Source organism: Klebsiella sp. 64 (genome assembly GCF_018223915.1).
Classification (GTDB): domain Bacteria; phylum Pseudomonadota; class Gammaproteobacteria; order Enterobacterales; family Enterobacteriaceae; genus Klebsiella; species Klebsiella pneumoniae.
Window position 1 is genome coordinate 87613 of record NZ_JAGRQZ010000019.1, and the last position, 14501, is coordinate 102113.

15 protein-coding genes, 1 tRNA gene and 1 pseudogene are annotated in these 14501 nt (G+C 54.5%); 6 read left to right on the plus strand and 11 right to left on the minus strand.

Translation table 11 applies throughout. The features are described 5' to 3' along the window. Window positions 1-39: 39 nt before the first annotated feature. Window positions 40-960 (minus strand): Kdo(2)-lipid IV(A) acyltransferase, encoded by a 921-nt coding sequence (locus tag KHQ23_RS15055; protein WP_002892400.1) that lies wholly within the window; start codon window positions 958-960, stop codon window positions 40-42. Window positions 961-1470: 510 nt separating this feature from the next. Between KHQ23_RS15055 and KHQ23_RS15060 the strand changes: the two genes are divergently transcribed. Then, window positions 1471-2337, plus strand: a complete 867-nt coding sequence (locus KHQ23_RS15060) for a GNAT family N-acetyltransferase (protein ID WP_023300797.1) — start codon at window positions 1471-1473, stop codon at window positions 2335-2337. A 22-nt stretch (window positions 2338-2359) separates the two neighbouring features. On the opposite strand, the gene KHQ23_RS15065 is transcribed toward KHQ23_RS15060, so the two are convergent. From KHQ23_RS15065 to KHQ23_RS15080, 4 genes are read right to left on the minus strand one after another with little or no spacing between them, the layout of a single operon-like run. Then, a complete protein-coding gene (locus KHQ23_RS15065) occupies window positions 2360-3385 on the minus strand; it encodes a fimbrial protein (protein WP_023158656.1) in 1026 nt (341 codons plus the stop codon). Between the two features lies 1 nt (window position 3386). After that, a complete protein-coding gene (locus KHQ23_RS15070; RefSeq protein ID WP_032434150.1) occupies window positions 3387-5822 on the minus strand; it encodes a fimbria/pilus outer membrane usher protein in 2436 nt (811 codons plus the stop codon). 10 nt (window positions 5823-5832) lie between these two features. Next, window positions 5833-6528 (minus strand): molecular chaperone, encoded by a 696-nt coding sequence (locus KHQ23_RS15075; protein WP_032434149.1) that lies wholly within the window; start codon window positions 6526-6528, stop codon window positions 5833-5835. A 58-nt stretch (window positions 6529-6586) separates the two neighbouring features. Then, the gene (locus KHQ23_RS15080; protein ID WP_004191498.1) at window positions 6587-7147 is read right to left on the minus strand and encodes a fimbrial protein; all 561 of its coding nucleotides are present in this window, start codon (window positions 7145-7147) and stop codon (window positions 6587-6589) included. 470 nt (window positions 7148-7617) lie between these two features. On the opposite strand from KHQ23_RS15080, the gene KHQ23_RS15085 reads away from it, so the two are divergent. Then, window positions 7618-8280 carry a LuxR C-terminal-related transcriptional regulator gene (locus KHQ23_RS15085; RefSeq protein WP_032432742.1) on the plus strand — a complete coding sequence of 221 codons (663 nt, stop codon included), beginning with the start codon at window positions 7618-7620 and terminating at the stop codon, window positions 8278-8280. Then, window positions 8258-8563, plus strand: a complete 306-nt coding sequence (locus KHQ23_RS15090; RefSeq protein ID WP_023316526.1) for a hypothetical protein — start codon at window positions 8258-8260, stop codon at window positions 8561-8563. Before KHQ23_RS15085 ends, KHQ23_RS15090 begins: the two co-directional genes overlap by 23 nt. 52 nt (window positions 8564-8615) lie before the next feature. Here the strand turns inward: KHQ23_RS15090 and KHQ23_RS15095 are convergent, their stop codons facing one another. Together KHQ23_RS15095 and KHQ23_RS15100 are read right to left on the minus strand one after the other, a co-directional pair. Beyond that, on the minus strand, window positions 8616-9920 hold the full coding sequence (locus tag KHQ23_RS15095; protein WP_025368381.1) for a citrate synthase: 1305 nt from the start codon (window positions 9918-9920) through the stop codon (window positions 8616-8618). Between the two features lie 45 nt (window positions 9921-9965). Next, entirely contained in the window at window positions 9966-10106 is a 141-nt protein-coding gene (locus KHQ23_RS15100) for a hypothetical protein (protein ID WP_020316410.1), read from the minus strand. Window positions 10107-10430: 324 nt separating this feature from the next. Between KHQ23_RS15100 and KHQ23_RS15105 the strand changes: the two genes are divergently transcribed. Further along, entirely contained in the window at window positions 10431-10601 is a 171-nt protein-coding gene (locus KHQ23_RS15105; protein ID WP_002892370.1) for a hypothetical protein, read from the plus strand. A gap of 78 nt (window positions 10602-10679) precedes the next feature. On the opposite strand, the gene uraH is transcribed toward KHQ23_RS15105, so the two are convergent. Further along, a complete protein-coding gene (gene uraH / locus KHQ23_RS15110; RefSeq protein ID WP_002892366.1) occupies window positions 10680-11081 on the minus strand; it encodes a hydroxyisourate hydrolase in 402 nt (133 codons plus the stop codon). Between the two features lie 381 nt (window positions 11082-11462). Here uraH and KHQ23_RS15115 point away from each other — a divergent pair, with 381 nt between their 5' ends. Next, window positions 11463-12002: a hypothetical protein gene (locus tag KHQ23_RS15115; protein WP_004183237.1), complete on the plus strand. Its 540-nt coding sequence runs from the start codon at window positions 11463-11465 to the stop codon at window positions 12000-12002. A 468-nt stretch (window positions 12003-12470) separates the two neighbouring features. Here the strand turns inward: KHQ23_RS15115 and KHQ23_RS15120 are convergent, their stop codons facing one another. From KHQ23_RS15120 to KHQ23_RS15125, 3 genes and pseudogenes are all read right to left on the minus strand, one after another. Next, complete coding sequence (locus tag KHQ23_RS15120; protein WP_004183235.1) at window positions 12471-12755, minus strand: hypothetical protein; 285 nt, start codon at window positions 12753-12755, stop codon at window positions 12471-12473. 230 nt (window positions 12756-12985) lie between these two features. Further along, a pseudogene (locus KHQ23_RS26340) lies at window positions 12986-13066 on the minus strand (DUF4102 domain-containing protein); the annotation flags it as partial. A gap of 152 nt (window positions 13067-13218) precedes the next feature. Then, window positions 13219-13295: transfer RNA gene (locus KHQ23_RS15125), tRNA-Arg, on the minus strand. Window positions 13296-13634: 339 nt separating this feature from the next. On the opposite strand from KHQ23_RS15125, the gene folD reads away from it, so the two are divergent. After that, window positions 13635-14501: a bifunctional methylenetetrahydrofolate dehydrogenase/methenyltetrahydrofolate cyclohydrolase FolD gene (gene folD, locus KHQ23_RS15130; protein WP_004143017.1), complete on the plus strand. Its 867-nt coding sequence runs from the start codon at window positions 13635-13637 to the stop codon at window positions 14499-14501.

The following is a 14501-nucleotide window of genomic DNA, read 5'->3' on the forward strand; positions in this document are numbered from 1 at the left end:
AAGCGTGCTACCGATGCGCTTATTTTTTGGCCGAGGCGTTCAGTAACGCGGCGGTACTCCTTCCGGGCGGGTCTTAAAGCGCCGGTGCAGCCACATGTATTGCTCGGGCGCCATCAGGATGCACTGTTCGATAATCTGATTCATCCAGGCCGCCGTAACCTCGGCGCTCGCCAGCGGCGGCGTGCGCTCCGGCGTCAGGGAGATCAATTCATACCCCATGCCGTTGGGCTTGCGCCGCGGAACAAACGGCACAATCGTCGCCCCGGACATTTTCGCCAGCATCCAGGTACCGGTGGTGGTCGCCGCCTGTTCGACGGCAAACAGCGGGGCGAAGACGCTGCTGGCCGGACCGTAGTCATGATCCGGCGCGTACCAGAGAATTTCCCCCTCTTTTAGCGCCCTGACCATCCCTTTCAGATTTTTTCGATCCAACATGGTCTTGTTAGAGCGCAAGCGTCCCCAGGTTTGCAGCCAGTCAATCAGCGGGTTATCGTTAGGACGGTAGACGCCAATGCCTGGGGTAAACATGCCGTACATTCGCGCACCCATTTCGAGGGTCAGAAAATGGATACCGATCAGTAAAATGCCCTGTTTTTCTTCCAGAAGCTCCACCACCTCGTTAACGCCGCTGGTTTCGGTCCAGCGCGCTACCCGGTGCGTCGGCCAGAACCAGGCCATGCCGGTCTCCATCAGCCCCATGCCCAGCGATTCAAAGTTTTTCACCAGCAGCGCCTCGCGGTCGGCGGCGCTCATCTCGGGAAAGCAGAGTTCGAGATTACGTCTGGCAATCCGCGCGCGGCTTTTCATCACCCGCATTGCCAGCCGCCCAAGCGCCGTTCCCAGACGGTAGATCACCGGATACGGTAATTGCACCAGCAGCCACAAAAAGCCAATTCCCAGCCACAACAGCCAGTAACGCGGGTGCAACAGCGCGCGGGAAAATTTGGGTAAATTTGACATAGTAATCCTGTTAATTCACTCAATAATAGCTGAGCAAAAACCGCGAAATAAAGTAGCGGATCCTGCACGTAGTATTTTTCCAATTCGTGCGGTAATACTCAATCACAAAGCGCGTTATTATAAGCCGATTCCAGGATAAATTCAGCCCTTACGCTGGGGACTACTCTATTATTAGACGCAACGCGTAAAATTTCCTGTTTAATGCATAAATAAATAAACCTAACCTTTACGGCTCGGCCGATTGTCGATAAAATAGCCAGTACATTTGCCTCAGCCTCTCGACCAATACCTCTTTTACTCACGCTTTATTATGGCGATAGCGAACGCAAACAGTCCGTTTCGCCCGGTTTGACACTGCCAGCATGCGGTTATTTGTGACTGGGGCAAAGGTTAAGCATCGACATTGCGGATCCTTTTCCCAGATATGCTACGTTTACAGCGCTCATTCGACACAAGTGCCTTTGCCGACGTCGCCGCTTTCAGAAGCCATAGTGAGAAGGAACTATGACAATGAATTATCAATTAGTGAAGCAAGTCAGAGAAAATAACCCATTAAGAAAAAGCTTCATTGACCTTGCCGTTAAGACTTTTGACCTGTCTTTTGAAGAGTGGTATCAGCAAGGTTACTGGACCGATGCCTATATCCCCTATGCTTTTGTCGAACGCAATAAAGTTATCGCTAACGCTTCGGCCAACATCATCGACCTGCGCTGGCAGGGCGAGCCCCGGCGTTATATTCAGATTGGCACCGTGATGACCGAGCCGGACCACCGTAATAAGGGATTAGCCGGCCAGCTTATCCATCACATCCTGCAGGACTGGCAGCAGGAGGCGGACGCCTTCTTTTTATTCGCCAATCCCACCACGGTGGATTTTTACCCCAAATTTGGCTTCACCCGCAGCGAAGAGTATCAATATATTATGCCGGTCTCCCCGCGAGCCGGTGATTTTCGTAAACTGGATATGGACAGCGCTGACGATGTCGCCCTGCTCCGCCATTACTATGAAAAATCCAACCCGTTCTCACCGCTGCGGGTGGAGCATAACTTTGGCCTGCTGATGTTTTACTGCTCAGCCTTTATGAAGCATTTTGTCTATTACTCGGCAAAAAATGAGGCGGTGGTCATCGCCATGCAAAACGGTCCGGTGCTGATCTGCTTTGATCTATTCTGCGACGTGGGCAAGAGCCTGTCGACGCTGGTCAACGAACTGGCCGATGACCACGTTTACCAGGCCATCCTCGGTTTTACCCCCAGTGAAGACCGGCTCGGCGAGTATGAGAAGATAGAGGGAGAAGATATCCTTTTCATCTATGACCAGAAGGAAAACCTGTTTAAAGACAGGAAGTTGATGTTTCCTTTACTGGCGCATGCCTGACGGCGCAGTGCCGCCAGGCAGATCAGTTATAAGTCACCACGAAGGTCGCGCTGGCGTTCGCTTCGCCCGCAGTCACTGCGGGCTGCGTCTGGATATAGCGGGCCTGATAGGATAAACGATAGTTCGTCTGACTGCCTTTATTCCCGGACCAGACCTGGCTCACCTGGTTTAGCGGCACCAGCGAGCCGCCGGCACTGAGGATCTGCACGCCAAGTCCGGATGCCCCTTCAGGTTGGTCATCGATTTTAATCACTTCGTTGGCGGCGACAGCGCTGTCCACCGTCGCGTTAAACTGCATAAACACGCTGCCGACATTTTCACAGTTCGTCAGGTTGATGTTAAAAGGAACCGGGGCGGTGGTGCTGTTGAGCCCGGTAAATGCGGTTTTGTTATGCCGTCCGAGGAAGACGTTAATGTTTTTACTGTCGTCAGTAATCTTGCAGGTGGGTGATTTGACCTGAATACAGAGTCCGCTGACGCTGAAGCGCATCGCCTGTACTCCGCCAAGATAAATATCGCCAAGGTAATCATTAAGGCAATATTCGCCCGGCGGCGGTAGACCGCCGTTATCGGCAATCCGCCAGAAATAGATGGTCGGTTTTTTATTTTCCGCCTGAAATGCGCGCTGGCCGGAAAATACCGGCGCGGAAGGCCAGGCCGTGAACAGGGGATCGAAATTAATGCCATCCTGTTCCCCCATCTGAAAGCTGTAGCCGATGCCCGGCAGGCGGTCGATGCTGTAGATATCCCCCGGCTTGCCGTCTCCCGCCGGGCCGACCCGGGAACCGCCAATGCTCTGAAACCCGCCGGGCTCGCTGCCGCTGCAGGCGATCTCCCAGCGTTCGTTATTAGTGATAATCATCCCTCCGTAGCTGTATAGCAGGGAGCCGATGGGGAGATCGCTGACGTCAAGGTTGATACTGGCCTGGCTGACGTTCACTGAATACTCGATAGTTTTGCCACTGACCATCTGGCACGCTGCCGACAGCGAAGCGCAGTACCCGCCGGCCAGCAGAAGAGGTACCCCTGATGCGATGATTTTTTTCATATTACTTCTCCTTTATTCCCGGCCGGCAGACCTGATGCGGCGTGGGGCTGCTAACCTGTTGCGCCGCGTCGTCGCGGATGGCATAGGCCAACCGGCAGCGTTGCCCGCTGCGTTCGCCCCATACTACCGAGACGCTGCCGTGGTCCTGCGGCACCCGGGCATACAGCAGCCCGCCCTGACCGACGGCGCCAACCGCCCGACCGTTGTCGTCGAACACCTCCGCGCCCAGCGGGGGCGCCGCGCCATCCGGCAGCGTGACATGGGCAAACCAGGGATAGCCGGTACGCGTGACAAATTTGACCTTCACCGCGGCGCCCGAATCGGGCACCACCGTCGTGCTGCTGGAGACAATCTCCACATGGTCGTTCAGACCCTGCGGATCGAGATCCAGCCAGTTAGCGGTAAAGGGATCGAGGTAAGGGATGATCGTAAAACCCTGGCGGTTAATCGGCTGTCCAGGGCGGTTAGCCACCCGGGCCCCCACCGCGCCGGGCGCTTCCACAATGGCGAAGGTTTCCCCCAGTTCGGGGGTGGCGGTCATGCCGCCCTGATGCGCTACCAGGGCGCCCGATGCCCCCAGCGAGTACTGCTGCTGATGGCGACCGGCGCTGGCGCTGGCGTTCAGGTACGCATAATCCGTCCGCAGGCTACCGTTGGCCGCAACGCTGGCTTCATTTGGGTTCTCCCGCGGCATGTCGTAGCTGGCGGTCAAACCGTAGCTGAAGGCGTTTTTCTCGCCTGCGCTGCCGGTATAGCTGGACTGCAGCTGGCTGCCGTAGTTTTTATCGTGGTTAAAGCGGGTGGTCAGGCTGCCCGCCTGCCCGAACGGCAGCGAAAAGGAGACGCCCACCACCTGATTATTGCGGTGATGGATATCCTGGCTCTGCTGGGCATACAGATAATAATTGAGCTGACCATAGCGGTTGGCATAGCCCAGCTGATATGAGCGCCAGCGGTGGTGGCGGACATCCTCACTCCAGATTCCGTTAAATGACAGACTGCCGCTGCCGGTCTGCTGAGACAACGTCGCGCTGTAGCGGGTCATCTCCCACCAGTCGTTGGGGTGCCGGTCGTGCTCCCAGGCGGCATCGCGAATGGAGCGATAATTGCCGTCGTTGCTGTGGCTCACTGAGAGCAGCATTCGCGTATCGGATGTAAACGATTTTGATGCGGACACCCGCCAGCGGTAGCCCTCCTGCCAGCCGTGCTCCCTGCCCTTCGCCGCAGAACGGGAAAGATCGACCGCCAGCGCGCCCCAGTAGGTATTGAAGGCGCTGCCGACCAGCGTCGAGTAATAATCTGTCGTCGCGTTAGCGCCGGTATAGCCGCTGATATAGTCATTGAAGCCGTACTGCAGCGTGGCTTCGCCAAATCCCGGCCGCCCGGCGATCCCGTCCTCATCCAGATAGCCCAGCGACAGATCATAATAGACCGCGCCTGCCCGCACCAGGCCAGGCAGCGTGGCGTACGGCACGGTAAAGGTGTCCTGACTGCCATCCGCCTCGTGGATCGTCACCTGTAAATCGCCGCCGGCGTTGGTGGGATAGAGATCGTCAAAGGTGAATTTGCCCGGCGGAACCGTTGCCTCGTACAACAGGGCGCCGTTCTGGGTGACCGTTACGCGGGCGTTGGTGCGCGCCACGCCGCTGACCGACGGCGCAAAACCGCGGCGAGAGCCCGGCAGCATGCGCACATCGGTAGCCAGCCTGCCGCCGATAAAACTGACGCTGTCAAAGAAGGTTCCGTCGGTCCATCCCTGACCAAGCCGTAACGTGGACGCCCAGTTCACTACACTTCTCTCAGCCCAGGTGGCAATGCTATCCCAGTGCGTATTCCCTTCCTGCGCCTGGTAGCTGGACTGATGATGTAACCGCCAGCCAAAGGCGCGCAGGCTGGCATCCAGCCCGAGATAATGATGGCTGCTGCTATCCCCGTCAACGATGCTCTGATAGCTGTTGGCCTGATAGCGCAGCACCGCGGCGGGCACGCCGCTGTCCACCTTCTTCAGGTTCACCGCCCCCCGATAATGGGGTTGCAGCATCGCCTGGGGCATATTTACCCGCAGGACGTTTTCCCCGCTGTCATACTCCCAGCCGATCGCCTTATCGATCTGCGAAAAACGCAGGCAGGTGGCCGCGGTTGGCCACTGGGCATCCTTCAGCTGCAGAGCGTCGAACAGCGAGGGTGAGATGCAGGGCTCAAGCTGGCCATCGTGTTCCTGGATAACAAACGTTTCTTCCCCCAGGTCCCGGCCATTCACCGAGAGCGTGCTGCGGTACTGTCCGGCGTGCAGTGGATTACCGTATTGATATTTCTGGAGATCAACCTGCGCGGCGCCGTGCAAATGGGCGCGGTTAAAACTAAACGCCTCTGCCGCCCATGCCTCCTGCCAGGGAAGGAGCAGCATCAACCCAACCTTGATCTCCCTGAGTTTCATAATAATGTCCTTACTGAGGATAATTATGATTCACTACCGCGCCGTAATCATTGATGGTGGTGAAGCTGAATTTGGCTGGCAGCGTGCGCAGCGCGACCCCTTTAGGCGCGATCTCCAGCGAGGAAAACGGGGCGACCATGCCGGCAGCGTGTTTTTGTCCGTTAAGGGTGATGCTGTCGATGGTGATATAGCGCGCTGAGGCATTGCTCACCCGCAGCCCGTTGCCCGTAGGAGCCAGCGCCCAGCTCAGGGCTTTTTCCGCGGCTATTTTTTCCGCCGCCACGCCTGCCGGACGGTAAAACAGCTTGATACGCGACCGTATCGCGAGCTGCAGGTAATTGTCAGTCTTGCCATTTTTCGGCTCAGGTGGGATATCCAGAAGATTGAACCAGAACAGCGATTCCCGATCCTGCGGCAGGCGGCTGCCGTTAAACACCAGGCGCCAGCTCTGGCCTTTTCCCGGTTCGATGCGCACAATCGGCGGCAGCACAATAAACGGCGCCGCATCCTTTTCCGGTTGATTTTGCACGCGGCCATCGTCGACCCAGACCTGCGTCAGAGAGGGGGTCTCCCCCATATTGGTGGCCCGGACGGCGATCTCTTTTTTGTCGCCGGGAAAAATAATCCGTGTGCCGTCAATAACCATGCTGGCGTCCGCCGAGGGTAAATAGCTGGACAGCAGCCATGCCAGAACCATACGCCGCATATTCACCTCCTCCTTGCCGGGTGGATAAACGGCCCCTTAGCGGGGCCGTGGACAGGGTTTACGGATAGACCACCGTAAAGTTGACGTAGGTAGCGACTTTTCCAGCAGTAGCGGCGTCGGTCGCATAGTAGCGGGCATAGAAAGGTAGCGAGGCGGAACCATCCTGCTCAGCCACCGCCACCGGGATCGCTTCCAGGCGAGCAACTTTGCCGTCTGCAGCGACCGCCGGGGTCTCCGCGAGGTTAATCGGCGTAAACCGGGTGTTCAGCAGCTCCACATCGACGTTTTCTGCTTCCGTGCCGTCAGACAGAGTGTTTTTTAGTCGACCCTCCGTGGAAACGTATTGATCTTTCTCGAAGTACACCGAGACATCAGCCCCTGGGGTGCAGCTCGTCAGATCGATGGTGAAGGGAACCACGCCCGCCGTCTCACCCGCGCTGCTGAGCGCTGAACGCTGGACCGTCGGTAGGGTTACCGTCTTGTCTTTATTCACTACCGTACAAGTATTTTCGATGACTTCACCATTAAAGGTGACTTTGCCATCAGCAGCCTGTGCCGCTACCGGAGAAAGCATCATCATCACCACGAAAGATGCCATTCCTCTGCTGTATTTTTTCATATTCACTCCTCATCACCACGCTTATGGAGAATCGTTCAGGAAATACCCTGGCGTACTTTATACGTACAATTTATTAATGCTCAGTCCATTGGATTAGCCTGTTATCTTTTAACCCCTTCCCTGCACTGACATCCTACTCACTTCATTATTTATTATTCAAATTCGCCACCAGGACCATTTCTACTTTTTATAGAAAAGTCTTAACACCACTCTGAAAAACAAATAAAACAAACGCACAATAAAAACATAACCAATTGTAAATAAAAGGTAATTTTTATTTTTTATTTTCTAAAAGACATTCGAGAAATGCGATCTAACTATCTCACCCTCATTATTAACCACCTCCTCCCACGTTCTCCCCCCTGAATTGAAAGCGCAGGGAGTATGTTATTTCAGGCGGGTATTCTCTACAGTAAATTGTCGAATCAGGCAGGACAGCATGCACAGCGTATTTATGCCAGGAGGTCATTATGTTGATCTGCATTGCGGATTCAGAATATTTTAATATTGCCCTGAAAGCGTATATTAATGAACCAAACAGCAAGCCTCTGGATATTAAAGAAATACTCTGTTACCCGTTTAGTGGACAGAGTGAGATGTTCTATACTTTTTTTGCGACCGATGCCGGAGCCCGGCTAAGCACCATCCTTATTGATTACAGCAGCGTCAGCATCGAAGTACTGCAGGTCGCGCTCAGTTTAAAATCGTTTAATCCCCTGATCCGGATCTTTATTTTTGCCAAATCAGGCTACCCGTTGAGCGAGCTCGAACGCAGCCTCGCCATTGTGCTCGGCGCAGAGTTCATCACCAGTTTTGCCGGGCTCAGCGCTGCCCTTGCCCGCGGTCCGCGCTTGACATCGCCCCCCGCCGACAAGCTCTATATCGCCATACCTGACAGCTATAACCTGACCCGTAAGGAAACTTTTTTAATCAGCCTGCTGATGGGGGGAATGCCGTTGTATCACGTGGCCAGCACCATGCAGCTCACGATCAAACGGGTCTACTACTACCGTTCACGCGTCCTTAGCAAGCTGGCGGTGAAAAATAACGTGGAACTGATGAACAAAGTTCAGGGGATGGTGTTGCGCCACTACCGACAGGAGACAGGCCATGAAATCGTATCTCTACACTAAAAATCGCCTCATGTTGATTATCCTGAGCTGGCTAAGCGCAGACGAGGCGTTGCCATCTCGTCATGATTTCCAGCAGACTGAAACCATCCTCAGCACCCTGCATATACCGTATGTGCTGAAGCCCGACCTTGATCAACTGAGAGCTACGCTACAGCCATTACTCGCCACGCCCAGGCCGCAGGCCTGTGAGGTAGGCGCTTTTCTCAGCGCCCTGTTGGCGCTGTATACCCGGTTAACCGAATATACCGCCGTCGAGCACTATCTGCTCTCCCGGCATCTCTGAGTAGTAACCCGCCTGGGCAGGAAGACGCCGCGCGCCTCCTGCCTGTAAGGCATTACCTTAGCTCAGCAGACCGCTCGCCGCGTCGGGAGACGTAATCCCGATAGCCCTCGCCAACGTAAATCTGCCGTGGCCGGTAGATGGTCAGCGGCGCCTGGTGCATCTCGTTCCAGTGCGCCACCCAACCGACCGTCCGACCGACCGCGGTGACCACCGCAAACATCGACGAAGGCAGATTCATCGCTTTAAGGATCACCGCGGTATAGAAATCCACGCTTGGCGACAGGCCATTGTCCACAAAATAGGGGTCGGTCAGCGCCACGTCCTCAAGGGCCATCGCCACCTGCAGCAGGCGGTCGGACATGCCTACCTCCGCCAGCACCCGATGGCTGGTTTCACGCAGGATATCGGCGCGCGGGTCACGGTGACGGTAGCGCGAGTTGCCAAAACCCAGCCGGCGAAATGCCTGCGGATCGCGCTTCGCCTGGCGCAGAAACGCCGGAACCTGATCGACGCTTTCAATCTCCTCCAGCATTCGCATGCTCGATTCATTTGCTCCGCCATGCATCGGCCCCCACAGCGACGCCAGCCCGGCGGCGACGCAGGCGAATAAGTTCGCCCCGGAGGAGCCCGCCGCGCGCACCGTAGTGGTCGAGGCGCACTGCCCGTGATCGGCATGCAGCACCAGGATCTGGTTCATCGCCTGCTCGATAACCGGATTGAGAACGTATTTTTCCGCCGGGATAGCAAACAGCATCTGCAGGAAATTACCGGCATAGGAGAGATCGTTGCGCGGATACGCCGCGGGTTGCTCAATGGTGTACTTGTAGCTCATGGCGGCGATAGTGGGCATTTTCGACAGCAACCGGGTGGCGGCCAGCGCCCGGTGCTGCAGATTTTCCACGTCCAGGACGTCATGATAAAACGCCGCCAGCGCCCCCACCAGGGCGCACATCAGCGCCATCGGGTGCGAGTCGCGACGAAAGCCGCTGCACATGCGGGCTATCTGCTCATGGACCAGAGTATGGCGGGTGATGGTCTCGCGAAAGGTTTGATAGCAGGCCTCATCCGGCGCGTCACCGTTCAGCATGATGTAGGCCACTTCGAGAAAATCGCACTGGCGAGCCAGCTGATCCACCGGATAGCCGCGGTGCAATAGCACGCTGTTTTCCGTATCGATCCACGAGATCGCCGACTGGCATCCGGCGGTGTTGGCGAAGCCGGGGTCATAGCTGCAGAATCCGGACTGATTTAGCCCGCGCATATCAACTCCCACCGGCCCCCGTGTTCCCGGCACCTGCGGCAGGGCGATGGGCGGTTGTTGTCCAGCAAAAGAAAGCGTTAACGGTGTAGTGCTCATCCTGTTAGTCCCCCAGCAAGCTTATCAGCGACCCGAAGTCATTCTTCAGGCGGAAAGACCAACATAACCAATGTGATGCAGCTTATTCATTGATGTCATCACTATAACCCTGGCAAAGAGGATATTTTGCTGGCCTTCACGGGGAAACAGGCCGTCTTTCCCCAGCCCACCGCCGGATAGCGGCACAAATCGCCAAGGATAAAGGCGATCATCGCCGTCAAAATTTACGTTGAGTAAAGAAAGGATGAAGAGGAGCTACCATGAATTTTGTGCTGTCGATGACCCTTATCTGCATCGCCATCGCCTGGCTGATGATGAGCCTCCTGCCGGTGTAGATGCACCGCTAACCGCCACGCCAGTGGTCTGGATAACCCCTCCTTCAATTGATTTCCGCCGTGGTCTTCGCCTCTGAGGTTTCATAAGAGCCATATAAGAAGTACTGGTTGCATATCAGGCTGTTGCGTTTTCCCGCCGAGGGGTAGGCTAAAGGCCCACTGTTAAGGAGGTGATATGTCTGGACTGATCAATCCACATGCGGCCCCGGAAGAAGCAGCCTATGCGCTGCTGATTGAGCTCGTTCGCGCCCAGCGCGTGCCGCAATATGAAGGCGAAATTTCCGGCCTGCTGGCGATGTACGACGAAGCCGTTAAACACTTTAAAGAGAAAGAGACCGAGCGTTAGGCGTGGACATCGTGGTGCGAGAAAAGCGTGACGCCTGCGGAAGCCGCGCAGGCGTTGGCTGGATAGCGGCTTGGGTCATCAGCTGCCGCGGTAGGTAGAGTATCCGTACTGACTGAGCAGCAGCGGGATATGCAGTTTTTGATTTTGCTTTGTGACATTGAAAATAACCGGAATCACCGGGAAGAACGTATTCATATTTTGGCTTTTAAAATAGTCACCGGTTTTAAACGTCACTTTATACACCCCCGGCTCCATATTCTCCGCCTGCGGATAGAGCGATTTAATCCGCCCATCGGCATCCGTTTTACCGGTGGCGATATGCTGCCAGCTCTCCCCCTGCTGTTTATCCAGCTCAATCTGCACCCCCGGTGAAGGGAGCCCGGTTTGCTGATTAAGAATGTGTACGCTGAGCGTCCCCTCTGGCGCCGCCAGCGCGCTGAAGCTGAGCAGAGAAATTACGGAGGCGATAACTAATTTCATAATCGTGACCTTATTGGGCAAGTGAAAGTGCCCTAACTATAGTCAGCGCGGCGGGGAAAAAAATTAAACTTTTTGTTATCAGATTGCGGTTATTTGGCGGGGAACGGTACAACTGGGTGTACTCTGAAACAGGCCGCAAGCGGCCTCCTGCACAGAGAAGTCGGCTAACAGATATGGTTTGCGAAGCCACTTTTCATCTTGAAAAGTAGATTTTTTCCGGATAGCGGGTAACGAACGTCCGGGACCTACCGCTGATATTTATACCGTTAGACGCTCGTTGTCAGAAGAGGGATTGATTGTATATAGACTTTGGATAAATGTTTGGCCAGGATGGGAGCATAGCTTGTCACTGATGCACTCAATTTTACAAGGAATAACCCGATGCCATTACCCGAACGTCTGCAACCAGCCAAAGTAAACCGCCAGAAACTGAAACAGCTAGCGGACATGGCCGAAGAGATACTGGCGCAAATTGATAACGGGGCTAAGGAAGAGGATGCCGGGTTGAAAATGTTGATAAATGACTGGAATAGCCAGGTTATTAACCCGTATGCATTCTCTGATTTCCGGGATTTCTCTTCATGGACCAGTGCAAAAGACTTCACCCGGATGGCGTTTAATCAGGAAAAATACGTGGCGGATTTATCCTGGGATGAGCTGATTCAGATCATCCAGTTTGTGTGTCAGGCCGAAGGTAAGGAATCTGAACAAAGCTACGCGCTGGGACTGCTTGAGAAAAACTTTGATGCCAATCCATCCGACCTCATCTACTGGCCTAATGAATGGTTTCAGGATAAAGACATGCTTCATGTCGATTTAACGCCTGAAGAAATCGCCGGATACCTGATGGCAAAATCTGGCCGGCGGCTAAGCGATGCGCCGCAAATCGAGCTGAAGTATCCTATCCCTTCAAATATTTAAGGTGTATTATCCTGCCCGCAAAATGTGAGTACGGGCCCTGCTCCAGTGAGGAGTCTACCAGGTATATAGCCTGCGGATATTCAACGTAATGCGCGACTATTATGAATAATTCAGAGTAACGAACCATGCATAATTTGCGTTATGTCCGACGCCCTTCAGAAGCCAGCGATAGTGTAAGTATCACTGCAAAAAGCAGGGCGAGGCTAAACGTTGTCTTGCAATAGGTAGACCAGGCGATCAACTACTGATGAATCCGTTTAACGCTCCGCCAGGCGCCAACTCAATGAATGCCAAGTCATCGACAGCATGCACATCTTTGCTGATGAGTTACCACTTAATAACCCCCTGAGTGCTATCCAGGATTGATAGCGGAAATTAGAGGATAAAAGTACATAGCTGCAAAGGTGTTCGAGTTAGTCGGTTACGTCGTGCCCATGAACCTATTTTCGGGTAATCTGGATGTTGCTATTACCGCGGATGCGGAAAGTATTTCTCCATTTTCACGAACTCTGGTTCAACCCATTTAGGCCCCTTCACTACTTGACCATTCTCACCAGTCATCAAAATTCCGGCCTGATATAATCGGTCAAACGACTCGATTAATTCCGCATTTGTGATGTGCTCTGTTCGCCCCCTGATGATTAATGGGTCTAATCTGTACAAAGGAATCTTGTACGCAAGCGCGGTTAGCAGGTCATCAATAGACTCATCACGAAGCATTGCCTTAAATCTTTCAAGTTCAATATCTGACATATGAAATCAGGCTCCTGTTCTTTCAATATAACGAACGAGTATTCATATATTACCCAAGCCTTAATATTTTTGAGGAGGGCTCCTGACAGCAACTGTATCCTACCACAGCCGCCACGCTTAGCGCTCGCTGATTATCGGTCTGAAAACATGATGCGGGTAATGAAGTGCCCCTGCTGTTACGTGTCGTTGGCTGACAATAATGCATTCCAGCTCACGCGCATCAAACGGTGATAAAGGCCACCGCCATCAGACAGCTTATAGGGTTTGTCCTTAGTTTTAGATATATCGACCTGGCGGGCTGCGAGCTTCACCTGGGGTATCTCCTTTCATTGAACAGGAATCTCCCTCCACATGAATGTGGATTTCAATGAATCATAGAAGTCATTGAGGTAATGGAATATTTGAAAATGCCGCGTATATACTGGGTTGAGTAGACTTCAGAGGACGCTAAGAGAAGTGAGTATGGCACGCCCTACAGGATTCGAACCTGTGACCTACGGCTTAGAAGGCCGTTGCTCTATCCAGCTGAGCTAAGGGCGCCCTGAGAAGCGAGTGCTTCGCGGAGTGAAACGCGTGGAATTATACGGTCCACGTCGGTTGAGTCAATCCATTTTGCCAGGAAACTGCGGGGCTTATACGACGCTGGCGAAATATCCTCCACCAACTGTACAAGAAGCATACCGCCGGGCCTAATGCGCGCGTAAATCGACTCAGTGGCCAGGCGCAACGCACCAATAACCATGTAATAACCATGGTCATAACAGGCTAAATTAGCCTCAGACAGGATAAAACAGCAAACGAGGACTGACAGCGAGGCCCGCTTCTGACAAAATATCCTCATCCCCCTTTCGTAAAGATACAGATGGAATCCTCTCTCTGATGGCAGCAAAAATTATTGACGGTAAAACGATTGCGCAGCAGGTACGCTCTGAGGTTGCGGAAAAAGTGAAGGCTCGCGTTGCGGCCGGAAAACGCGCCCCTGGGCTGGCCGTCGTGCTGGTCGGCAGCAACCCGGCCTCGCAGATTTATGTCGGCAGCAAGCGCAAAGCATGTGAAGAAGTGGGCTTCGTCTCCCGCTCTTACGATCTCCCGGAAACCACCAGCGAAGCCGAGCTGCTGGAGCTTATCGACACTCTGAATGCCGATAAGACCATCGACGGTATTCTGGTTCAGCTGCCCCTGCCGGCAGGGATCGATAACGTCAAAGTTCTCGAGCGCATCGCGCCGGATAAAGACGTCGACGGCTTCCATCCTTACAACGTTGGCCGCCTGTGCCAGCGCGCGCCGCGCCTGCGTCCGTGCACTCCGCGCGGTATCGTGACCTTGCTGGAACGCTATAATATCGACACCTACGGCCTCAATGCGGTGGTCATTGGCGCTTCCAATATCGTCGGTCGCCCGATGAGCATGGAGCTGCTGCTGGCCGGCTGCACCACCACCGTCACCCACCGCTTTACAAAAAACCTGCGCCATCATGTCGAAAACGCCGACCTGCTGATCGTCGCGGTGGGCAAACCGGGCTTTATTCCTGGCGAGTGGATTAAAGAAGGGGCGATTGTGGTCGATGTCGGCATCAACCGTCTGGAAAGCGGCAAAGTGGTCGGCGACGTGGTGTATGAAGATGCCGCCGAACGCGCGTCCTACATCACCCCGGTTCCCGGCGGCGTTGGCCCGATGACCGTCGCCACCCTGATCCAGAACACGCTGCAGGCGTGCGAAGAGTATCACGACGTTGAGGAGGCCTGA